At 55.8% G+C, this 23,622-nt stretch carries 16 protein-coding genes; 5 read left to right on the top strand and 11 right to left on the bottom strand.

Annotation, left to right across the window (positions count from 1 at the left end):
• Positions 1-28: 28 nt before the first annotated feature.
• From hisS to ACZ5D1_RS00320, 7 genes are all read right to left on the bottom strand, one after another.
• Complete coding sequence (gene hisS, locus ACZ5D1_RS00350) at positions 29-1,282, bottom strand: histidine--tRNA ligase (RefSeq protein ID WP_011366211.1); 1,254 nt, start codon at positions 1,280-1,282, stop codon at positions 29-31.
• 240 nt (positions 1,283-1,522) lie between these two features.
• The gene (locus tag ACZ5D1_RS00345) at positions 1,523-2,263 is read right to left on the bottom strand and encodes a class I SAM-dependent methyltransferase (protein WP_464555553.1); all 741 of its coding nucleotides are present in this window, start codon (positions 2,261-2,263) and stop codon (positions 1,523-1,525) included.
• A 1,133-nt stretch (positions 2,264-3,396) separates the two neighbouring features.
• Positions 3,397-4,161 (bottom strand): tetratricopeptide repeat protein, encoded by a 765-nt coding sequence (locus ACZ5D1_RS00340; protein ID WP_158303348.1) that lies wholly within the window; start codon positions 4,159-4,161, stop codon positions 3,397-3,399.
• Positions 4,162-4,218: 57 nt separating this feature from the next.
• Positions 4,219-6,654 (bottom strand): DNA gyrase subunit A, encoded by a 2,436-nt coding sequence (gene gyrA, locus ACZ5D1_RS00335; RefSeq protein ID WP_027182660.1) that lies wholly within the window; start codon positions 6,652-6,654, stop codon positions 4,219-4,221.
• A 21-nt stretch (positions 6,655-6,675) separates the two neighbouring features.
• Complete coding sequence (gene gyrB, locus ACZ5D1_RS00330) at positions 6,676-9,069, bottom strand: DNA topoisomerase (ATP-hydrolyzing) subunit B (protein WP_027182659.1); 2,394 nt, start codon at positions 9,067-9,069, stop codon at positions 6,676-6,678.
• On the bottom strand, positions 9,070-10,224 hold the full coding sequence (dnaN, locus tag ACZ5D1_RS00325) for a DNA polymerase III subunit beta (RefSeq protein ID WP_011366206.1): 1,155 nt from the start codon (positions 10,222-10,224) through the stop codon (positions 9,070-9,072).
• A 142-nt stretch (positions 10,225-10,366) separates the two neighbouring features.
• Positions 10,367-11,677 (bottom strand): DnaA ATPase domain-containing protein, encoded by a 1,311-nt coding sequence (locus ACZ5D1_RS00320; RefSeq protein WP_027182658.1) that lies wholly within the window; start codon positions 11,675-11,677, stop codon positions 10,367-10,369.
• Positions 11,678-12,048: 371 nt separating this feature from the next.
• Between ACZ5D1_RS00320 and ACZ5D1_RS00315 the strand changes: the two genes are divergently transcribed.
• Positions 12,049-13,299 carry a M23 family metallopeptidase gene (locus ACZ5D1_RS00315; RefSeq protein ID WP_455696545.1) on the top strand — a complete coding sequence of 417 codons (1,251 nt, stop codon included), beginning with the start codon at positions 12,049-12,051 and terminating at the stop codon, positions 13,297-13,299.
• Positions 13,300-14,086: 787 nt separating this feature from the next.
• On the opposite strand, the gene ACZ5D1_RS00310 is transcribed toward ACZ5D1_RS00315, so the two are convergent.
• Complete coding sequence (locus ACZ5D1_RS00310) at positions 14,087-15,907, bottom strand: ATP-binding protein (protein WP_011369422.1); 1,821 nt, start codon at positions 15,905-15,907, stop codon at positions 14,087-14,089.
• A 230-nt stretch (positions 15,908-16,137) separates the two neighbouring features.
• Here ACZ5D1_RS00310 and ACZ5D1_RS00305 point away from each other — a divergent pair, with 230 nt between their 5' ends.
• A complete protein-coding gene (locus ACZ5D1_RS00305; RefSeq protein ID WP_011369421.1) occupies positions 16,138-17,373 on the top strand; it encodes an inorganic phosphate transporter in 1,236 nt (411 codons plus the stop codon).
• A gap of 32 nt (positions 17,374-17,405) precedes the next feature.
• On the top strand, positions 17,406-18,086 hold the full coding sequence (locus ACZ5D1_RS00300; protein WP_011369420.1) for a DUF47 domain-containing protein: 681 nt from the start codon (positions 17,406-17,408) through the stop codon (positions 18,084-18,086).
• A gap of 203 nt (positions 18,087-18,289) precedes the next feature.
• Here ACZ5D1_RS00300 and ACZ5D1_RS00295 read toward each other — a convergent pair whose 3' ends face one another.
• The 3 genes from ACZ5D1_RS00295 to cobT form a co-directional block, all read right to left on the bottom strand.
• Positions 18,290-19,393, bottom strand: coding sequence for a MerR family transcriptional regulator (locus ACZ5D1_RS00295; RefSeq protein WP_464555550.1), 1,104 nt, complete (start codon positions 19,391-19,393; stop codon positions 18,290-18,292).
• Between the two features lie 234 nt (positions 19,394-19,627).
• Complete coding sequence (locus ACZ5D1_RS00290; RefSeq protein ID WP_464555548.1) at positions 19,628-20,599, bottom strand: ABC transporter ATP-binding protein; 972 nt, start codon at positions 20,597-20,599, stop codon at positions 19,628-19,630.
• Positions 20,600-20,629: 30 nt separating this feature from the next.
• On the bottom strand, positions 20,630-21,706 hold the full coding sequence (gene cobT, locus ACZ5D1_RS00285) for a nicotinate-nucleotide--dimethylbenzimidazole phosphoribosyltransferase (RefSeq protein ID WP_464555546.1): 1,077 nt from the start codon (positions 21,704-21,706) through the stop codon (positions 20,630-20,632).
• Positions 21,707-21,788: 82 nt separating this feature from the next.
• Between cobT and ACZ5D1_RS00280 the strand changes: the two genes are divergently transcribed.
• The gene (locus ACZ5D1_RS00280) at positions 21,789-23,204 is read left to right on the top strand and encodes a trypsin-like peptidase domain-containing protein (protein ID WP_464555544.1); all 1,416 of its coding nucleotides are present in this window, start codon (positions 21,789-21,791) and stop codon (positions 23,202-23,204) included.
• A gap of 194 nt (positions 23,205-23,398) precedes the next feature.
• Entirely contained in the window at positions 23,399-23,587 is a 189-nt protein-coding gene (locus ACZ5D1_RS00275; protein ID WP_011369414.1) for a ferredoxin, read from the top strand.
• The last annotated feature ends 35 nt before the right edge of the window (positions 23,588-23,622 follow it).

Here is a 23,622-nt window from a genome sequence, read left to right as displayed (position 1 = left end):
CCGCCAAGATACTGTCGAAAAAAGTTAATCAGTCAGCCACAGCACCGGGTGCTGCGTCCAGGGAAATTGTCGTCTGCCCGCCGGTGTCCATGTCTTTCACGGTAACTGTACCGTCGGCAATCTCGCTGCCGCCCAGCAGCAGCACCTTGCGTACATTGCGTTTTCCGGCCTGCCGCATCTGGCTTTTCATGCTGCGGGCGGCAAAGCTGACTTCACCTTTCAGCCCGCTTTCGCGCAGGGCCTCAGCCAGCATCATTCCGCGCTCAAGACCGTCCTGTTCCAGCACTGCCACCAGAAAATCAGGACGCGGCACTTCGCGCTGCGCCTTCTGCTCCAGCGCCAGCGCCAGACGTTCCATACCGCACGCAAAGCCGATGCCCGGCACATCGGGACCGCCCAGCTGCGACACAAGACCGTCGTACCGGCCGCCACCGGCAACGGAAGACTGTGCACCTATTTCGCCGCATACCACTTCAAATGTGGTGCGGTTGTAATAATCAAGACCGCGCACCAGACGGGGGTTTGCCGTATACACCACACCGGCACGCTCCAACATGCCGAGCACCACGGAATGATGCTCCGAACAGGCATCGCAGGTATGGTCGAGTATCACCGGAGCATCCGCTGTCAGCTCTTTACAGCGCGGCACCTTGCAGTCCAGCACGCGCAGGGGGTTTGTTTCCATGCGCCTGCGGCAGTCTTCACACAGTTCTGCCGTATCAAGCGACGCCAGAAACGCCCTGAGTGCCGCATGATACTGCGGACGGCACTCACGGCAGCCCAGTGAATTGATCTGCAGCTCAAGGCCGGACAAACCTATGCGCTTGAGGAACATCAGCAGCATGAGGATTATTTCCGCGTCTGCATACGGTTCCTGCGGGCCGAGACATTCGCAGTTGATCTGATGAAACTGCCGCATGCGCCCCTTCTGCGGACGCTCGTACCGGAACATGGGACCAAACGTGAACAGCTTTGAAACCTGCTCCTGACTATGCAGCGAACCTTCGATATAAGCCCGCATCACTCCGGCTGTCGCTTCCGGCCGCATGGTCAGAGACCGGTTTTTCCGGTCAGGAAACGTATACATTTCCTTCTGCACCACGTCGGTTTCCGTGCCTATGGAACGGCAGAACAGTTCCGTGCGCTCAAGAATAGGCGTGCGCAACTCTCCGTAGCCATAGGATGAAAACACATCGCGTGCCGTATTCTCCATAAAGGTGAACACGTCGCTTTCCGGTGAAAAAAGGTCTGCAAAACCTTTTATTTTCTTTACATTACTCATAGCTGGCAATCCATACAGACAAATTACGTTGTCACGGTGCTGCACCACCGCCACGAAAGCGCGGCACACCGGTGAAACAGCCTTCTGTAGTCCATAGCCCGAGTCTTGTCAAAAACAAGCATGCCTCAAAATCAGCCTGTGCCGCTGATAAACAGCACATCCCCTCATCGCTCCTTCATCCGCGCACCACCGGCATAAAAAAAGCGGGATTCCCCGCTCAGAAACATTCCTGCCTGTCCATTATCCGCTGGGCACCGGTTTTACCGACTTCGCCTTGGCCATGATCGGCGTAACAGGCGCAATATTAACCAGATCAAGCCGCACGGCCGCAAATCCGCCAAACGGCAGCGGAGAAACCCAGCCATTGCACAGACGGAAAATCAGCACATCGCGCCATGTGACAACAGGTCCCGGCAACACAGAGCGCAAGGTCATGGGCTTATTACCGGCAGCCTCCCGCAGCATGGCCCTTATCCTGTACGGAGAATACCACTGCGCCGCCTGCAACGTGCCCGATGCCGGAAAGCGCTTACGGCCGGACAACGCATAATACAGGCTCCAGCTGTTCAGAAAGCCCACTACAACACCACGCGCCGCAACCCGGATTGCCTCCTCAAGAGCAGCCTGCGGATTCTCCATGAACTCAAGACTGGCCAGCAATGCCACATAATCAAACCGGTTATCTTCATACGGCAGATGCTCGCCGTTACCAACGTCCAGCCGGGCACGGTTGCCCATGCGCGCCCGGGCGGCATCAAGCATGGCCAAAGAACGGTCAAGCCCCGTCACGTCCAGACCGGCTTCCCAGAACATTTCCAGAAAATATCCCGGACCGCAGCCCACCTCAAGCAGCGAACGCCCACGCCGCGGCCAGCCGGAAATCAGATTCTCCAGCAGACGCTTTTCCTGACGCAGGGCAAAACTGCCGGCTTTGCCCGCATACCAGGCTTCGTATCTCTGAACGTGCTTTTCATCCCACATGCGCTACCCCTTACGGTGAAGAAAAAAACTATCACAAGCGCCGCATGGGTCAATACCAGTTCCCGACAAGTAAAGCCGCAGGGACGTCATACACGTCACAGACATAAAAATACCTGAAATAAAAACAGCCTCCGGCAGGCAGGGAGATGATCTCCCTGCACACTCAATGCGCGCCTTGCATGTTCCGCAGATACGCCTGCGGCGCGCTGTCCTGCCTTGCGCCGGACCGGTGATGCCGCCCCGTACGCACGAAAGGGTACAGCTGACCGGACCGCGCCGGGCGCATGGGGGGATGCAAGGGGAATCATTCCCCTTGCCCGTCGGAGACATACAAAACCTGAAATAAAAACAGCCTCCGGCGGGCAGGGAGATGATCTCCCTGCACCCTCGTGCGCGCCTTGCATGTTCCGCAGATACGCCTGCAGTGCGCTGTCCTGCCTTGCGCCGGACCGGTGATGCCGCCCCGTACGCCCGCAAGCGCACAGCTGACCGCACCTCGCCGGGCGCAAGGGGGGATGCAAGGGGAATCAGTCCCCTTGCCCGTCGGAGACATACAAAACCTGAAACAAAAATAAACAGCCTCCGGCGGGCAGGGAGATGACCTCCCTGCACCCTCAGTGCGCGCCTTGCATGTTCCGCAGATACGCCTGCGGCGCGCTGTACTGCCTTGCGCCGGACCGGTGATGCCGCCCCGTACGCCCGCAAGCGCACAGCTGACCGGACCTCGCCGGGCGCAATGGGGGATGCAAGGGGAATCATTCCCCTTGCCCGTCGGAGACATACAAAACCTGAAACAAAAATAAACAGCCTCCGGCGGGCAGTGAGCTGACCTCCCTGCACCCTCAGTGCGCGCCTTGCATGTTCCGCAGATACGCCTGCGGCGCGCTGTACTGCCTTGCGCCGGACCGGTGATGCCGCCCCGTACGCCCGCAAGCGCACAGCTGACCGGACCGCGCCGGGCGCAATGGGGGATGCAAGGGGAATCATTCCCCTTGCCCGTCAGAGACATACAAAATCTGAAACAAAAATAAACAGCCTCCGGCAGGCAGGGAGATGATCGACCTTGCCAACCGGAGGAAGAAGCGGAGAAAGAGAAAAGGCCGCTCCGGATGTACCGGAGCGGCCTGCGGGATTCAGCGGTTCAGTTTGTCATCCAGCATGCGCAGGCGTGTTTCTATGACCTGCGGGTTAGGATAGCTGTCCTGAATTCCCTTCAGGACGTTGCGCGCTTCTGCGTAACGCTTCTGATGCTGCAGCACATCGGCGAGTGCCAGCATGCCCAGAGCGCGCACAGTGCTTTCGGCTGCGGTCATGCCCTGCAGCTCACGCAACAGGCTTTCGGCTCTGCGGTAGTTGTTCATGTAGATATCGGTCTGTGCCAGTTCGTACACGCAGCGGGCGTGCATATCCTGAGGCAGTTCCATATCCAGACAGGCCCGCAGGGATTCAAGCGCAAGATCGTATTCGCCGCGGTCCCGGTATATCCGTGCCGCGCGCCTGTGCGCTTCGGCCTGTTGCCGGTCTGACAGATCCGGCAGAGTCTGATACTTCAGCCACACTTCCAGCGCTCTGTCACGCCGGTGCAGCTCTTCATACAGCGAAGCAAGATCATGAAGTACAGACTGCGCCCGCTGCGGCTCAAGCCCGAATTCAAGATACATGGATTCAAGCAGTTCTGCCGCCGCTGAAGGCTTTCCGCGCACTCCGCGCGCTATCTCCACAAGCTTGTTCCATACCTCCCAGCGGTTTTCCGCATGGGGATACAACTGCAGATAACGTTCGTAATGGCGCTCGGCCTCTATGTACTGCTTTTCGGCAAAGGCGGTACGCGCCAGAGCGAGCAGGTCGGCACGGCCGTCATTTTCTTTGCAGCCCCATGAAAAAAAGGCCCAAAGCATGACAGTAATGCACAGTGCGCAACGCGCAACAGTCTGCCTTTGCAGCATTATGCCCGCCTAATCGTCAAGCTGTTCCTGTTCCTGCTCCGAAACTCTGTCAAAGCCGACCACATGGTCGCCTTCGTCCAGCCAGACAAGACGCACGCCCTGTGTGGCGCGGCCCACACTGCGGACCTCTTTCACACCTATGCGGATAATCTTGTTGGTGGAGGTAAGCAGAATCAGCTGGTCGTTGGACACTACGGTCATGGCGCCCAGCACTTCACCGGTCTTGGGTGTCACCTTGAAGTTGATGACACCTTTACCGCCGCGGCTCTGTACACGGTACCGATCGATAAGTGTCCGTTTGCCGTATCCGTACCGCGAAACGGTCATTATTTCCGATTCCAGTCCGCCCTGCACGGTAACGCAGGCCACCACACTGTCGTCCTGACTCAGCGCAATGCCTTTGACGCCGGTAGCGGAACGCCCCATGGGGCGCACATCGCCGCAGCCGAAGCGTATGGCGATACCTTTTTCGGTGGTCAGAACAACTTCGCAGTTGTCATCCACCTCGCGCACCATGATAAGCTCATCTCCTTCACGCAGCCCCACGGCAATAAGCCCTGTACGACGGGCCTTGGCATACAGCGATGCGCTGGAGCGCTTGACCATGCCTTTACGGGTGGAGAAAAGGAAATACTTTTCTTCCGTGAATTCACGGATAGTCAGCGCGGTGTTCACCCATTCGTTTTCTTCCATGGGCAGCAGGTTGTTGATGTGCATTCCCTTGGCGGTACGACTGCCTTCGGGCACCTGATGCACCTTAAGCTGGAACATGCGCCCTTTGTTGGTGAACAGCAGCAGGTACTGGTGGTTTGTAGTCACCAGAAAATCCTGCACAAAGTCACCATCGCCGGTATGCACACCGGCAATGCCTTTACCGCCGCGGCGCTGCTGCTGATAGCTGTCCAGCGGAGTACGCTTGATGTACCCGCGCCGCGACAGTGTGATGACCACATCCTCATCGGGAATAAGGTCCTCGATGTCTATTCCTTCAAGTTCATCTTCCAGCATTTCGGTCCGCCGCGGGGTGGCGTATGTTTCCTTGAGCTCTTTAAGCTCGTCACGGATAACGCCGCGCAGCACTTCTTCATTTTCCAGAATGGACTTGAAGTATTCGATCTTTTTAAGCAGCTCGCGGTATTCCTCGATCAGTTTTTCGTGTTCGAGGTTGGTAAGACGCTGCAGACGCATATCAAGAATGGCCTGAGCCTGCACTTCGGAAAGCGAGAACCGCTGCATGAGCCGTTCTTTTGCTTCCGGCGGTGTTTTGGATGCCCGGATAAGTTCGACCACTTCGTCGATGTTATCCAGCGCGATACGCAGACCTTCCAGAATATGGGCACGGGCTTCGGCCTTGCGCAGGTCATAGTGCGTTCTGCGGATAATGACTTCGCGCCGGTGCTGCAAAAAGCACTCAAAGACCTTTTTCAGCGTAAGCAGCTGGGGCCTGTTGCCCACCACAGCCAGCATATTGATGCCGAAAGACGTCTCCAGCGGAGTATATTTATACAGCTGGTTAATGACGATTTCGGGAATGGTGCCGCGCTTCAGGTCTATGACCACGCGGATACCGCGTCTGTCAGATTCGTCACGCAGGTCGGTTATGCCTTCTATCCTGCGTTCGTTGGCCAGCGCGGCTATTTTTTCGACAAGCGATGACTTGTTCAGCGCATAGGGTATTTCGCGGATGACAATGGACTGGAAGCCTTTTTTGCGTTCTTCCACTTCCACACGGCCGCGGATTTTAACAGTGCCCCGTCCTGTTTCATACGCATCGCGCAGTCCTCTGCCCGCGTAGCAGAAGCCGCCAGTGGGAAAGTCGGGCCCTTTGACCAGCCCGGCAAGATCAGCCACCGTGCATTCCGGAGAGTCCAGTTCCAGCAGCAGGCCGTCAACCAGTTCGCCGAGGTTGTGCGGCGGAATATTGGTGGCCATACCCACGGCAATACCCGAAGAGCCGTTAAGCAGCAGGTTGGGCACCTTGGTGGGCAGCACCGCGGGTTCCTGCAGGGTATTGTCATAGTTGGGGCGGAACTCGACGGTTTCCTTGTCTATATCGGCCATGAATTCCGAAGCGAGTCTCGACATGCGCACTTCGGTATAACGCATGGCTGCCGCGGAATCGCCGTCAATGGAACCGAAGTTGCCCTGACCGGTGACAAGCGGGTCGCGCATGGAAAAATCCTGTGCCATGCGCACAAGGGCATCGTACACGGCGGAATCGCCATGCGGGTGGTATTTACCGATAACGTCACCGACCACACGGGCCGATTTTTTCGGCGCACGGTTATACCCGTTGCCCAGCTCGTGCTGGGCGAACATGATGCGCCGGTGCACGGGCTTCAGGCCATCGCGCACATCGGGAATGGCGCGGCCTATAATAACACTCAGCGAGTACTCAAGATATGACTTCTTAAGCTCGTCTTCGATGGTAACCTGATTGGACACTTCTGAAGCCTCTCGGGTGTGTTAAATATCCAGTTCCTGAACGCTCAGGGCATTACGCACGATGAATTCGCGGCGCGGTTCAACCCTGTCGCCCATGAGCTGTTCAAATATCTCGTTGGCCTCTTCCGCGTCATCCACCTGTACCTGCAGCAGCACGCGGTTTTCGGGGTTCATGGTGGTCACCCAAAGCTGTTCGGCATCCATTTCGCCCAGACCTTTATACCGCTGGATGTTTATACCCTTGCGCGCTTCCTGCAGCACATGGTCCAGCAGAACGAAGATGTTTTCCACTTCGGTCCGTTCGCCCTTGCGGTCCACCACAAACGAGAATCCGCCGCAGATGCGGCGCATGTCGGCCATCGAATCGTAAGGCTGTTTGTACATCTTGGAGTTGAAGAACTCGTTGCCGATGCGGGTCTTGTGCCCGTTGCTGTCTTCAAATTCCAGGTACACACGGCGTTCCAGTCCGGATTCGTCAACGCTGGTCTGCACGGAATAGCCTTTTTCCTGCAGATACGTTCCGAAGCCGTTGAATTCAGGCGTCTCAAAAAACTGGGGCGACAGTTTTTCGCCGTATTCAAGAAACGCGAGAAAGAGATTGCGGCCTATTCCCACGTTTTCCACGTCGGCAATTCTGGCATTGATGAACCGTATGGCTTTCAGCAGGTCGAGTATCTGCGTTTCACGGAACTCCATGCCGTTATGCGCCTCGATGACGACGTCTTTGGCAATGCGTTCCAGCAGATAGGTGTTCAGCTCGGTTTCATCTTTGATAAACCGCTCGAACTTGCTGTTGTACACACGGAAAAGCGGCGGCTGGGCGATATACAGGTGCCCCCTGTCTATCAGCTCGGGATACTGGCGATAGAAGAACGTCAGCAGCAGCGTGCGTATGTGGGCACCGTCCACGTCGGCGTCGGTCATGATGACGATTTTGTGGTACCGCAGCTTGCCGTAGTCGATGTCTTCTTCGCCTATTCCCGCCCCCATGGCCGTGATGAGAGCCTTGACTTCCTTGTTGGCCAGCATCTTGTCAAAGCGGGTCTTTTCCACGTTCAGAATTTTACCGCGCAACGGCAGAATGGCCTGAGTGGAAGGATTGCGCCCCTGTTTTGCAGAACCGCCTGCGGAGTCACCTTCCACGATGAACAGTTCGGATTCAGAGGGATCCTTGCTCTGGCAGTCAGCCAGCTTGCCGGGCAGGGCATTGTCGGAAAGCGCCCCTTTGCGCCGTACAAGATCCTTCGCCTTGCGGGCGGCGTCACGTGCACGGGCGGCATCCACGGCCTTTTCTATGATCAGCTTGGCATCTTTGGGGTTTTCGCCGAAATAGGTGTTGAGATTTTCATACACCAGACCGGAGACAATACCCGCCACCTCGCTGTTGCCCAGCTTGGTCTTTGTCTGCCCTTCAAACTGCGGATTGGGCAGTTTAACACTGACAACGCCGGTCAGACCTTCCCGCACATCATCACCCGACAGTTTGACCTTGAGCTTTTTAGGCAGGTCGGAGTTCTGGATGTAGTTGTTGATGGCCCTTGTGAGCGCGGTCTTGAAGCCGGCAAGGTGCGTGCCGCCTTCCTTGGTGCGGATGTTGTTGGCAAAGGTGAGCATGTTTTCCTTGTACCCCGCGTTGTACTGCAACGCGAAATCCACCATCACGTTATCCGATTCGCCCGAAGCGAAAATGATGGAGTGCACCCCGCCTTCGCCGGAGTTCAGGTTCTTCACAAACTCACGGATACCCCCCTCGTAATGAAACGAGGCGGTATCTCCGGTACGTTCGTCTATGAACTCGACCTCGAGCCCGGGATTGAGGTACGCGAGCTCCTCAAAGCGTTTTTTGAGGATATCGAAGGAAAACTGATTGGTCTCAAAAATTTCTTCGTCCGGACGGAAGCGGATGGTGGTGCCGCGCAGGTCGGTTTCTCCGACGCGCTCCAGTTCCTTGACCGGCACACCGCGTTCAAAGCGGTGATGATATTTATACCCGTCACGACGCACGGTAACTTCGAGATATTCGGAAAGGGCGTTCACGCACGAAACACCCACCCCGTGCAGCCCGCCCGACACCTTGTACGAATCGTTGTCGAACTTGCCGCCGGCATGCAGCACGGTCATGACCACTTCAACCGCGGGACGGCCTTCTTTCGGGTGGATGTCCACGGGAATGCCGCGTCCGTTATCGATAACGGTCACGCTGTTATCAAGATGCAGCTTCACGGTGACTTTATCGCAGTATCCCGCCATGGCTTCGTCGATGGAGTTATCCACCACTTCGTAGACCAGATGGTGCAGACCGCGGCTGTCAGTGCTGCCTATGTACATGGCAGGGCGCATGCGCACAGCGGACAACCCCTCAAGAACGGTGATGTTCGCCGCGTCGTAGCTCTGCTTTTGTGTCTCGTTGGTCATTTAGACTTCTTCCTCGCTGTAGTACGTCTCTTCCACTATCTTCATGGGCATGACGATTACCAGATAGTCGGGGTCGTTTTCACCGGTCAGACCGCAGGGGCCTTCGGTACCGGTCAGCGTGAAGCGCATGGAGTCCGACTGATAGTGGTTCATTATCTCGATAAGATTACGCGTGGGAAAGGCTATGCGCTTAAGGCTGCCGTCGTAGGTGCCTTCCAGCGATTCGGACGCGGAGCCGACCTCCTGTCCCTGAGAGGACAGAGAAACTTCACCTGCTTCAAGATCAAAGTAGGTGCAGCGGTTGTTGTCGGTATTGAAAATAAGCACGCGGTCCAGAGCGGCCATCATATCCTTGCGGTTTACTTCCAGCGCTCCGGCATCGGGTGTGCTCAGTTTGGAAACAAAGCTGGTATAGTCCGGATACTGGTAATACGAAAGAGGCAAACTGAATGTTTCACGCTTATCACCCGTGCGGAAGAAAAGACGCTTGTTGTCAATGTTCAGTTCTATCTCATCGGCACCGAGCCATTTCTTCAGCTCCATAAGATATTTTTTCTGCACCAGAATGCCTTCGGCAGGCAGCAGCGCATGAATATCGTCATTGAGGAACCGCTGCATGGCAAACTGGTGGCCGTTCAGTCCGCAGGCTTCAATGGCGTTGTCCTGACGGGGTTTCATGCTCATGCAGGCAATGGCTTCCATGGTGTCTTCGTCGCTTATGCAGAAAGACAGCTTGTCGATGAGTTCCTGCAGAAAATCACCGGACCAGAAAACACTGCCGCTTTCCGGATAATCAGAAAAATTCTGGAACCATGCGGTGTCATTGGTGGGCAGCGTATATTTGCGGCGTCCCTGTTCAATGCCCAGCGTACCGGTCTTGGGGTCAAGATGCAGGGTGATCTCTCCGGCAGGAAGCTTGCGGATAAGATCCACAAAGGCACGCCCCTGAACTCCGGCAAGACCTTCCTCGGTCACTTCCGCCTTATACGATCCTCTGAACTCGATATTGGAGTCGGTGGAAAGAACATGCACCATACCCGCTTCAGCTTTCAGCCAGATGGAACGCAGATAAGCCGCTCCTGTTTTGGCGGGAATGATGTTGGCTGCTTTCTGAAGTCCGTCGATCACGTCCTCTTTGAAAACTTTTAAATACATAAGGTATTCTCCCTTTGTATTATGTAGTAGGGGCGGTTCCTATGTAGGCAACCTGCATAACTACTTTTTATGTATGATTATTTTAAGTGCCTGTATTGTGAGTTTATACGAACTGTATTGACAGTGCCATGGCCGGCGGCGGTTATTCCGCACCGGATAGACACTGTTTCTTCAACTCTGTGACCAACTGCCTGGTCGTTTTGTCACTATCTATCATTTTCTTTATTTTTTTAACAGCATACATCGCCGTTGAATGGTCCTTACCACCAAAAGTCCGGCCAAGAACAGGGTATGAACTGCCCATGAGTTCGCGGCAGAGGTACATGGCAACCTGACGCGCCAGAACCACTTTCTGGTGGCGTTTGTCGCCGGTGACATCCTTTGGCGGCAGTGAAAAACGTCCTGCGCACAGGGCTATTATTCTGTCTGCTGTCAGCGGGCGGCCGGCACCGGCTTCGGTATGGCTGAGCACCTGCTCGAAATCAGTATCAGCCAGTGTGCGGTTAACAAGATCGCGGTAGGCGGTAAGTCTGTTAAGCACACCCTGCAGATGTCTGAAATCGCGGAAACGTTGTGCCAGCGTGAAAACATGCTCTTTGGCAAGCTGCAGTTTGTGAAGCTTGCACTGCCGCTGGATAAACGTGACCAGTATTTCAAGATCGGGGGTCTTCATGGTGACAATAAGTCCCCATTCCAGACGCGACCGCAGGCCGGTTTCCAGAAAATCAAGTTCTGACAGCTTGCCGGGGCAGGTGAATACCATCTGCTTCTGCCGGTCGTAAAAACTGTTGAACAGCACTGTCAGCTCATCCTGCAACTGGGGCTGTTCGCGCAGGCGGTGCAGGTCGTCAAGCAGCAGATAGTGACATGCCGAAAGCTGCTGGCGCACCTGTGCCGGATCGCCGGAACCATTGTTACTAAACAGTGTTCCTAAATCGTCTATTGTGCTGATAAAAATATGTTTTTTATCTACAGTCTTGCTCAGCTCGTTTGCTATGGCGCGCAGCAGGTGGGTTTTTCCGCTGCCTGCGGGGCCGCAGAGAACAAAGGGATTGTAACGTATTTCTTCTTCCTGTCTGGCCAGTTCGCGCGCCGAAGCAACAGGAAAGAAATTACGCTTGTTGGAGATGAATGTCTCGAACGTGTATTCGCGGCCGAAAGGTGCCGAAAGCTTTTTGGAAACGGCGGCCGGCGGCAGGGGAGACGAAGACAGCACGGGGCAGCAGCCTGTGGTGTATTCCACAGTGGTGCCTTCTCCCATGAATGTGTTCAGTTCTGACTCGAAACGGCCCTGCACCTGAGTGGAAAACCATTCCGCAAAAAAACGATGCGGAAAACGCACCTCAAGCCGTTTTTCATCGGCCAGGGTGATATCCAGCGGATCAAACCACCGGTGCAGATCCTGTTCGGTGCAGGACTGCCTGAAGTGTTGGCGCAGCGCTTTTTTTAACACGTATCTATTGCAAATTATGTATTTTTAAATGCGGGACGGCATGGCATGGGCAAAAGAAAATTACAGCATGCCGGAGCAGTACAATCCAACCTTAGAAACATATCAGATTTAAGGGTTTTTAACAAGCTTGCTGCCTGCACTGAAAGGCCCGGCGAACGTGGCGTTATAGTTGTGGAAAAAGTCTAGACAATCTCTTGTGTTCTCCATAGGCTTGTATAGTAGCCTTGTGTAGGGTACACGCCGCTGTCAGGTGGAGGTAACCAGACAAACAGAGTACACGGACTTCCGTGCGGGAAGGATTAATGCGGCCAGTAAAAAAAAGAAACACACTGCGGACTGCGGATACGCGGAAAAAACGCCTTGCGGCCGGTATGGCGGTTGTCGTCTTATGCCTTGTGATCGTCACGGGGCTGTTTTTGCGCGACGAAGATACCACGCCCGAGGCTGTGACCGGCGGTGCGCAGCAGAGCATGACAGAGGATGTTGCCACGCCTGAGATGCCTCCGGTGCCCGTGCCAGAAACCATCACAGGCACCATCCAGCCCGGCGATACGGTTTCCGGTATTCTGGAAAACTGGCTCTCTCCGGCAGAGGTTTATTCTCTGGCAAGGCAGTGCGATGACGTATTCAGCCTTTCCCGTATCAAGGCGGGGCAGCCCTGGAGCGTGACCTGTCTGCAGGATGAACTTCAGTCGTTCCGGTATGAAATAGATGACACAAGCATCCTGACCGTGGCGCGGGACGGTGATATTTTTCACGCCGCAGTGGAACCTATTCCCTATGATATCCAGCTGGACAGAGTGGAAGGAAAAATAGAGTCCAACCTGTTCACCGCAGTGGAAAACGCCGGTGAAGGTGCTGCGCTGGCATACCGCCTTGCAGACATTTTCATGTGGGAAGTGGATTTCATCAGGGATATACGCGAAGGCGACAGTTTTACCGTGGTGGTGGAAAAACGCTACCGTGAAGGTGAGTTCAAAGGGTACGGACGTATTCTGGCTGCCCGTTTTGTCAATCAGGACACCCCGTATGAAGGCTTTTTGCTGGAAGACGGCGGCAGGGGCGAATATTACACAGCGGACGGCAAAAGCCTGCGCAAGGCCTTTCTGAAGGCTCCTCTTGATTTCAGAAGAATCTCGTCGGGCTACAGCAATGCCCGTCTGCATCCTGTGCTTAATATTGTCAGACCACATCACGGAATAGATTACGCCGCCCCCACAGGCACCCCCATCAAAGCCATAGGCAGCGGTACCGTTGTGGCCGTTGCCAGAACCAAGGCCGCCGGAAAGTATGTTAAAATACGGCACATGAACGGATACGAAAGCGCGTATCTTCATATGTCGCGTTATGCCAGAGGCATCCGCAGCGGGCAGAAAGTGGCTCAGGGACAGGTTATCGGCTATGTGGGAGCAACAGGGTATGCCACAGGGCCTCATCTTGATTTCCGCATGAAACGCTATGGTAAATACCTTAACCCTTCCAGAGTAACCAACCCCCGTTCGCAACCCGTATCCAGAGAACGCATGGATGAGTTCATGACAGTGCTTGTTTCGTATAAAGGGTATCTGGACGGAACTCTTGCTTTACAGACATACGGTGTAGATAACACATCCAGTATGTAGAAATATAAAAGAAAAATATTGTAGATAACCCCCGCCGGTGATTCCGGCGGGGGTTTTTTATTTTGAAAGTGATTATATGATAAAATTTTTTATATTAATGGTTTATTTTTGTTATGAACATTTATTGTACGTTTTTTGTGTATAACTTCGGGAGCAGGTCGGGCAAGCGGAGTAAAGGAGGTAGCCTCCGGCGTGCAGGGAGGTGACCTCCCTGCACCCTCAGTACGCGCCTCGCATGTTTCACAGATACGCCTGCGGCGCGCTGTACTGCCTTGCTCCGTACCGATGATGCCGCCATGAACGCCCGAAAGGGTACAGCTGACCGGTCCGCGCCGGGCGCAATGGGGGATGCAAGGGGAATCATTCCCCTTGCCCGTCGGAGACATACAAAATCTGAAACAAAAACAAACAGCCTCCGGCGGGCAGGGAGGTGACCTCCCTGCACCCTCAGGGCGCGCCTCGCATGTTTCACAGATACGCCTGCGGCGCGCTGTACTGCCTTGCTCCGTGCCGATGATGCCGCCCGTACGCCCGAAGGGAAGGGTACAGCTGACCGGTCCGCTTCGGGCGCAATGGGGGATGCAAGGGGAATCATTCCCCTTGCCCGTCGGAGACATAAAACAATCACTCCCCCAAGCAGCTCCTTGCCCGTCGGAGACAGAAAGAGGCTTGGCTGCAAATAATCGGGCAGAGGAGAGCGGGGACAAAGGGCTGCAGGGAATGGAAAAGGCTTCCGCCGGAATTGTTTCTGCCAGCGGAAGCCTTTGAATTTTTTTGAGGGGATGCGTTATGCGGATGCCGTATCCAGCGTGACAAAGAAGGCGGCGCCGGATCCGGTTTTACTGTCCAGAGGACTTTCCACCCATATTTCGCCACCGTGACTTTTCACTATTCTGCGGCAGATTGCCAGTCCAAGACCGGCGGAACCGTTTTTGTGCGTATCTCCGTCTCTGTCTAGCCTGTAGAAGCGTTCAAAGATTCTTTCCTTGCTGGCTTCGGGAATTCCCGGACCGCTGTCTTTTATGCAGAAGGCTGCTCTGCCTTCGGTTATTCGGGCAGAAACGGTCACTGCAGAATTATTCGGACTGTATTTGACGGCGTTGTCCAGCAGGTTCCGGAAAACTTCACACAGAGCATCTCTGTCTCCTGTGACCATAAGTGGTGTTTCGGGCATCTGTGTTTCGATGGAGATATTTTTTTCGTGCGCTGCAGGGTCCATTTCTCGCACGGTCTGGCGGATGACGGCTGCGGCATCCACGGCGGACATGGCTGTCTGTTCGCGTTTGTGCTGGGCGCGTGCCAGAACCAGCAGGCTGTTGACCATTTTTATCATGTGGTTGGCATTTTTAAGGATGGTCTGCAGAAACATGCTGTTCTGCTCGCGGCCTGCTGGCGGTGATTCGATAAGCATCTCGGTGTATCCCTTGATGCTGGTGAGCGGTGTTTTCAGCTCATGCGACACGTTGGCCACAAAATCCCGACGTACTTTTTCCAGCTGTTCGCGCTCACTCACATCATGAAACGCCAGTACTATTTTTCTTGTTCCGGCAGGGTCGGCAAAAGGCACCAGAGTTATTTCCATGTACCGCCCGCCGGAAAGTTCCACATTGCACACCCGTCCGGTATCGGGCATAGGCTGGCCGCTGTGGGCGGTGTCGCTGCGCAGCATGGCATCTACTGCTTTCTGCAGATCCGGCTGCATGGTGGCTTCAAGGGGGGTGGCCCCTTCCATGCCCGCCACCTGCGGAAACATATCGGTAAGTGCCGTGTTTACAGAATGGATGCGTCCTTCTTCGTCCAGCACCATCACTCCGTCTGTTATGCCGTCCAGAATGGCTTCAAGGCGTCCTTTCTGGTCGGTAAGCATCTGCATCTGCCTGCGGGTGTTTTTTGCCATGTCGTTGATGGCATCAACCAGCGGACGCAGTTCCGTTCCCGGATAGTCGCGGATTTTGCGGGCGTAATCACCCTGTCCGATGGCGTGGGCTGTTGCGGCAAGGTCTTCGATGGAACGCACCAGAGACCGGGTTACAAGATAGGCAAGGCCGGCACTGGCCAGCATGGCCAGTAGAAACACTGCAGCCAGACCTTCTTTGAGCTCGGCCAGACGCTCGTTAACCACGGACGCGGGCAGGGCAATGCGCAGCACACCGTCCAGTCCGCTGTCGGGCACTGTGATGGTACGCGCCATATAAATAAGGTCTTTGCCCAGTGTGGTGCTGTAGCGCACTTCCATGCCTTCGCCGTTGACCAGAGCTGCTTTCACTTCCGGCCTGTTACGGTGGCTGTCCAGCGTCGGCAGCTGTTCGTAGGCAATTTCAGAATCAGCCACAACGCGGCCGTTTTCGATGTAGGTAATGCGTATACCCGTACGCTGTCCGAACCGGTGTGCCCATGCGTTCATGGAAGCGGTGTCAGAAAACGGTGCCTGTTCCTCCATCAGCCATGCGGCCATTTCCAGTCCGTTGCGTGCGCGCAGGCGCGATTCGGTCAGCACATCATCTTTCAGCAGCCCGCCGACATAAATAAACGGCGGAATAAGTGCCAGAAATAACAGTATGATGCTTCCTATAAACAGTCTGTGGCGGATGGAGTAATGTTTCATCATGTTATTTAACCGTCACTTTATGGCGTTTTTGTCACACGATTGTTACAATTGGCAGGTAAGACGGTGGCGCTTTTTTGACAAAGGCCGCTTTTCCCAGTAGTGGAGCGGCGTCTTTTACCTGCAGCGGAACAACACAGGCATCCGGCTGCTCCCCGTTTACCTGTGCACCTTCCGGTCACCGCTACCAGGGTAATTCAGGGCATCGCTCATCCCTTAAACGGACAGGTTACATGGATATATACACTGTTTTTCTTGTTCTCGCCGTCGGCGCCGGCTTTATGATGGCATTCAATCTGGGGGCCAACGATGTGGCCAACTCCATGGCATCATCGGTCGGTTCCAAAGCCATCACCGTCAAACAGGCGGTAATGATTGCCGGTGTGCTGAACTTTGTGGGCGCCGTATTTCTGGGTGCTCATGTAACTAAAACTATCAGCAAGGGTATCATCAACGCGGATATGATAACAGACCCGCGGGTGATGATGGTAGGCATGTTCGCCGCATTGCTTTCTGCTGCCTTGTGGGTGCTGGTGGCCACGCTTACGTCGCTGCCGGTTTCTTCCACGCACTCCATCGTGGGGTCGATTCTCGGATTCGGCATTGTTGCCGGAGGGCCCGAAGTCGTCAACTGGGGCAGTATGGGCTTTGTGGTGCTTTCATGGATCATTTCGCCGCTTTTTGGCGCAGGCATTGCTTTTTTTGTATTTTCCCATATACGGCGGTTTATTCTGTACCGAACCAAGATAATAGAAAAAGCGAGATTCTGGGCCCCGTTCTGGATAGCGCTTACCGCCGATCTTGTGGTGCTTTCGTTTTTTTATAAAACGCCGGTGGGCAAGAGTCTTAACCTGCACTGGTCTGTGGCGCTGGGGCTGACCGCCGTGCTGACGGTGGCGGTGTGGACTGGTTTCCGGGTGCTGTTCACACGCACGCTGCCCAAAGATGCCGACGGACCCGAAGCAGTGGAAGACATGTTCCGCCGTCTGCAGGTGGGTACGGCCTGTTATGTGGCGGTGTCGCAGGGCGCCAACGATGTGGCCAACGCCATAGGCCCTGTGGCTGCCATATACCTGATAGCGCGCGAACGCACACTGCTGGCTTCTGCGGAGGTGCCCCTGTGGCTTCTGGTCATCGGCGGGCTGGGCATTGCGTTGGGCATTGCCGTGCTGGGGCACAAGGTTATGGCCACCGTGGGTGAAAAAATAACCAAACTGACCAATACCCGTGGTTTTTCTGTGGAATTCGGAGCGGCCACAACAGTTCTCATGGCATCAAATCTGGGAATGCCGGTTTCTTCCACACACGCCGCTGTGGGGTCCATAGTGGGCGTGGGGCTGGCCAGAGGCTTTGGTGCCGTTGATTTTAGAGTGCTTTACAAAATAGTGCTTTATTGGGTACTTACAGTACCTATTGCCGCTATAACCAGTATCGTCATTTTCCAGCTTCTCAGATGGTCGTTTTTGTAGGACCCTGAAGGCTGTTACCGGAGGCTTCATATATGAACATTCGAATCCCCCTCTTCGGGCTTGTACGCGACGAACGCTCGCCCATGACAGGACTTGTCGAGCATTACGAGCAGATAGCCAAGGGCATGCGTCTTATCGAAGAGTCCATGGAGTGCTACATAACCGGCGGCACCTGCAAGGATTTCAATACACTGCTGCGAGAAGTGGATGACGCGGAAGAACATGCCGACAAGATAAAGCGCAACATCCGCAACCACCTGCCGCGTGCTTTGTTCATGGCTGTGGATAAGACGCTTTTCATCAACTATACCCGCAGTCAGGACAACATTCTTGATGCAGGGCAGGAAGCGCTTAACTGGCTGGGCATGCGCCGCATTCCCATTCCTGATGAATTTCAGAAAGAGTTTGTTTTCTTCCTGCACAAGGTATCCAAAAGCATCGAACTGCTGAAGCCGGCACTTGATGCCACAGTGGGACTCATCCACGGCGGCGGCAAGCTGGACAGAGAATCCACCAAAAACACCTACCGCGCCATCCGTGCCCAGCAGCGCGAAGTGTTCCGTGAAAAGAACCGGATTGTTTCCGCTATCTACCGTTCTGATCTTGATTTCAAGGATATCTACCAGCTCATCCATTTTGTGGATGCGCTGTACGCCATGAGCCATAATACCGAGAACTGCTCGGATATGCTGCGCTCTATGATTGCTCGGTAGTTTTTTCCCGATACCAAATGCCCTCGCAAGAGGGCTTTTTTTATGGCTCAGGGCGTCTGCGGCATTGAGTGCTGTCTGCGTGCGGCGTGCGGCGTCCGGAGTGTTCTTGTCCTGCAGTATCCGGTTCTGCGGTATTGCTTTATGGCCGTAAAAAAACGGCACACCGTGCGGTGTGCCGTTTTGCTTTTTTCATGATGCGGCTGCTATTCGCCCTGCATTTCACTGATAAAATTGTGCAGTTCCACGGGGTGCTGTTCTTCCCCGTTAACGGCAAGGCGCAGTACAAGCGCCACAGTGTTGCCGCGCGGTGTCACCGTTTCTTCCATGTAGATGGCAAACTCGCGGGGGGTGGCGCTTTCGGGCTGGGTCAGCAGCAGCCACCAGCCGTTGCCGTCCTGTTCCCATTGCTGTGTGTACCGTTCCGGCGGAAAGAACGTCATGGCCAGCAATGCCTTGAGGTCATTTGCGCTGAACCGTCCGCGGGCTTTGCCCGCTACACCAAGATATTCTCCCCGCGAAGACTGGAAAACAAGCGGAAGTATCATCACCCTGCGGGGCGGGTCGCTGCGTCCCGGGGATACGGCCTGTACAGCGGCAAACATCTGCTCATCACCGGCTGAATCTTCGGCCTGCGGCATTGTGTCCGTGGTGTGTGCGGGCGCATCTTCTGCGTCTGCCGTCCCTGACGGCTGCGGTGCTGTTCCTGCGGGAACCTGTGCAACCGGTGCCGGACGCAGGTCGGTAACTTGCCGGCGCAGTCCGGTGACTGTCTGGGCCATTATTTCCATGGCTTGCTGCATGCGCTCAAAGCGGTCATCCCACTCCGGACCCAGCGTTGCCTGTAGGGGTTTGCGCTCAACCGGTCCGGAAAGTCCCAGCTGTCGCAGCATTTCTTCTATATTCTGCAGGCGCTGCAGCATGGATGCCTGCTGCTGTGTCAGAGCCACCATGGATTTTGCCAGATTACTGACCGAAGCGGAAAAATCGTGTGACAGCTCTGTGCGCCGTGCGGGTTCGTCCGGTCTGCGGTTTTTGGGCTCGTCCTGCTGCTTTTGCTGCGGGGCTTCGTCTATCCAGTCGAACTCCTGGGCAAGCCTGCTGCGCACTTCTTCCACAGACATGCCCAGATTGAACATATCGCGTATGCGTACGCACACCGTGCCCGCTTCCGGAGTAAACCGGATGGGCTTTCCCTTGCTTGCCACGGGAATACAGCCCGGAAACTTTCTCCGGTAGCTTTTTATGGTGGTCTCGGAAACCCCCAGCATGGCGGAAAGCTCTTTGTGTGTCAGATTCCGGTCAGTCATCGTCACCCCTTGCGTTACTGGCCATGGTAAAACCATAAACCTATCGGTAAGCCACCATGAAAGAAGCGTCAACCCCGAAGCCTGTGGAAAGCGCTGCGGAGCTGTTTGTGCGCGCAATTGCTATTTTATACCGTCTGTGCCGCACGAAGTCCATGAGCGGTACACACCCGTACAGCAGCTTATACACTGTGCCGGAAAAAGGCGGTCTGCCGGTTGTCGGCGGCAGCTGCGGGTTTATGCATACAGGTGGCACCGGACGCGGTGCCTGCCGTGCAGGACGGTTTCTGCGGGAATGTGCGTGCGGCAATGCGGCATGGCGTGCGGACATCGCGGGTGGAAGTGACAGCCGGAGGGCGGGCTGACAGGACTGGGCGGTTCGCCCTGCAGACGGGTATGCGTTGTTCTGGCATCGGGGTCAGGTACCGGCAGCGATGCCAGCAGAGCTTTGGTGTACGGGTGCAGGGGGGCATTGTATATCATGTCACGCGGGGCTGTTTCTATGATGCGTCCCAGATACATAACCGCAACACGATGGCAGAAGTGTCTGACAACACTGAGATCGTGCGATATGAACAGCATGGAAAGTCCCAGTGAATCACGCAGGTCTGCCAGCAGGTTGAGTACCTGCGCCTGTACGGAAACATCCAGTGCGGAAACCGGTTCGTCGCAGACAAGCAGAGAAGCCTGAGGGGCAAGAGCTCGTGCTATGGCGATGCGCTGACGTTGCCCGCCGGAAAACTCGTGCGGATAACGGTCATAATGTTCCGGCGCCAGCCCGACTACGGCAAGCAGGTGTTCCACCCGCGCGCGCCTTGCCGCACGGGACATTCCCTGTACTTCAAGAGCCTCTCCGATACTGCGTCCCACCCGCATGCGCGGATTGAGCGACGAAAAAGGATCCTGAAAAATCATCTGCACACCGGATGCGTTGGCAATGCGGCCGCTACCGCCGGAGTCCGGAGTTATATGCACCGTGCCGGAATCCGGTTTTAGCAGTCCGGCTGTCATGCGTGCCAGCGTGCTTTTTCCGCATCCGCTTTCACCCACCAGTCCCAGCGTTTCTCCCCTGCTGATGTGCAGCGTGACGGAATCCACGGCTTTCACCGTGTCGGCGGCAGCGTCGAACAGCTTCTGCCGTAACGTAAAGCTGCGCGAAACGTCTGTTATCTGCAGAAGGGGTGTATTATCGTGCATGGCGTGGGGCATGGCTGATGGTATCAGTGGCCACAGTGTTGCTCAACAGGATGATTGTGTGGCGACTCCTGCCGAGGAAAACGTTGCCATATCGTTGAAAATTGCCGCCGCGGAGCGCAGCAGGAACAGGGTGAGAGCAGCTCCGGTGCCTTCTCCCAGACGCAGGCCGAGATCGTGCAGAGGCTCAATACCCATGGAACGCAGCGCCGTTTTGTGGCCTGCTTCGGCAGATGCGTGGCTGAAAAAGCTGTAATCGCTCACAGCGGGGCATATCTTCCATGCGGCGGTCCATGCGGCAGTGGAAATGAATCCGTCCACCAGAACAGCCATGCGATGGTAGGCGGCACCGAGAATAAGTCCCGTCAGAGCCGCTATTTCGTAGCCCCCTAGGGCGGCAAGAATATCCACGGCGTTTTGTGACTGTACCGCACCGGCGTTGACGGCAAGGGCTCTGCGGATAATATCTGTCTTATGTTTTACAAGGTCGGGGGTGATGCCCGCTCCGGGTCCGGTGATGCCGGCAGGATCAAGCCCGAGGTAGGCACAGTACAGCGCTGTGGAAGGAGTGGTGTTGGATATGCCCATCTCGCCTGTACCCACGGTGCGGCAACCCGCCTCGCGGGCCATGCCGGCCAGATCAATGCCCAGTTGCAGGGCCTGTCTGCATTGCTCGGCTGTCATGGCCGGACCCTGCGCGATACTGGCTGTTCCGGGATGAATTTTGCGCTGTATCAGCCGGGGGTGTTCGGGGTAGGCCCCTCCGCAGCTGCCGGCATCCACAACAAACTGTTCACAGCCCACGGTATTGCACAGTACATTGATGCCTGCGCCGTTGCTCAGAAAGTTGAGCACCATCTGCCGCGTGACCTCCTGCGGAAAGGGGCTGACGCCTTCGGCTGCTACACCATGATCACCGGCAATGGTGTAAATGCGCGCCGGATCGGCTGCCAGCGGGGTATCGCCGCCTTGTATGCAGTAAAGGCGGAGCGCCAGTTCTTCCAGACGTCCCAGACTGCCCCGCGGCTTTGTCAGGTTGTCCAGATGCGCCTGTGCAGCACCGGCAAGCGAAGTATCAACAGGGGAAATGTGCTGTATTATGTATTCCACGGAATGTGACATGAAAGACTCCTTTAAGAATCCTGATACCTACAATCGGCATGGTGAAATGGCAAGACAGCCGCATGGCGGAGAGGGAAATGCTATGAAAACAGCTGCTGCGGTAACGGAAAAAGGGCTGAGGCGTTTACGCGCGGTGTCTGCGGCAGGTGCTGCCTTGTGTCTGCGCATCGTTGTGGCGGTGATGTTTGTCTGTGTCGCGGCAGCGGGCAGCAGGGCAGAACATGGCCCGTTGCCTGATTCGCCCAGGGTCACTCCTGTTGTGCGTGCTGTGCATGCCGTGGCTCCTGCCGTGGTCAATATAACCACGGCCCGTATGGCTCAGGGGGCGGAACTGCCCGGACCCTTTGCGGAATCACCGCTGCTGCGCGAGCTGTTACGTCTGCCCCAGAGGCAGCAGCCCATGCAGCGTCACAGTCTGGGCTCCGGCGTAATCATAGATGGTTCCAGAGGCCTTGTCCTGACCAATGCCCATGTCATTTCGGGCGCCACGACCATCCGTGCACGGCTGCTTGACGGGCGCGAATTTGAAGCCGACCTGCTGGGTGCCGCACCGGATTTTGATATTGCCGTACTGCGCCTGCAGGCTGCGCAATCGCTGCCGCAGGTGCCTATGGCTGATTCTTCAGACATGATGCCCGGCGAAACAGTCATCGCCATAGGGAATCCGTTCGGATTCGGACATACGGTGACCACCGGAGTGGTGTCTGCGCTGCAGCGTTCCATTCAGACAAGGCAGGGCGTGTTTACAGATCTCATCCAGACCGATGCCGCAATCAATCCGGGAAACAGCGGAGGGCCGCTTATCAATATAGCCGGAGAGCTTGTGGGAGTGAACACCGCCATACAGGCAAATGCCGAAGGCATAGGTTTTGCCATTCCGGTCAACAAAGCCCGCAGGGTGGTGGATGAATTGCTGAGTTCCGGCCGGGTGCGGCCGGTGTGGCTGGGGGTGGAAGGGCAGGATATTGACCAGCGCACCGGAGCATGGCTGGGGCTGCGCGGCACCGGCGGTATGCTGGTGACCCGCGTGTACGCGGGCACTCCCGCGCAAAAAGCCGGTATCCAGCCCGGTGATGTCATTCTGCGGATGGAAAATGATACGGTGCAGGATAAGGATCATTACCTGCAGCTACTGAGAAACCATACACGCGGTCGTCAGCTGGGGCTGCAGATATTCCGGCAGGGGGAATTACGCCGCACGGCAGTGGTTCCTGTGGCGCTGGGGGCGCAGGATGCGCTTTCCATGGCGGCCATGCGCTGGGGCATGCGCGTGCGTGATGCCCGCGGGCAGGGTGTGGTTATCGAATCAGTGCGTCCGGACAGCCCTGCCGGCCGTCTGGGGCTGCAAGCCGGTGATGCCATTCTGCAGGTGGGCGGTCTGCGCACGGGATCGCTTCAGGACTTTGCCGAGGCCTTTGTCAGGCACCGGCTTTCCGGTGCTGTTCTGCTGGTGGCGGCACGCGGCGGAAGAGCCGCCTATGTACGCATGATATTGTAAGTTTTTCTGACAATTAGAAACTTTTTCCACAAGGTGCATTGAGAATCCACCTCAAGTCTTGACACGCTATTGGGGTAAAGCTATCTGCACTGCAATGGTTAGCTGCCACAAGTCCGCGTCCAGCGGCTTTACGCGGCGCGGTTTACAAAAATCTGGGGTCATAAGACCCCGAGAAAAACGCCTGGAGGATTACCATGGGTTGGAATGTAACTGTTGATCACGACAAGTGCACCGGCGACGGCGAATGTGTAGACGTGTGCCCCGTTGAAGTTTACGAACTTCAGGACGGCAAAGCAGCTGTTGTGAACGAAGAAGAATGCCTCGGCTGTGAATCCTGCGTCGAAGTCTGTGAATCCGACGCAATCACCATCGAAGAAGTGTAAGCTCGCTTTTTTTCGCAAGCATACGCGACATGCTG

The sequence above is a fragment of the Oleidesulfovibrio vietnamensis genome (assembly GCF_055388115.1).
The sequence above is the reverse complement of the archived record's forward strand: the minus strand, read 5'-3'. Positions and strand labels throughout refer to the sequence as shown.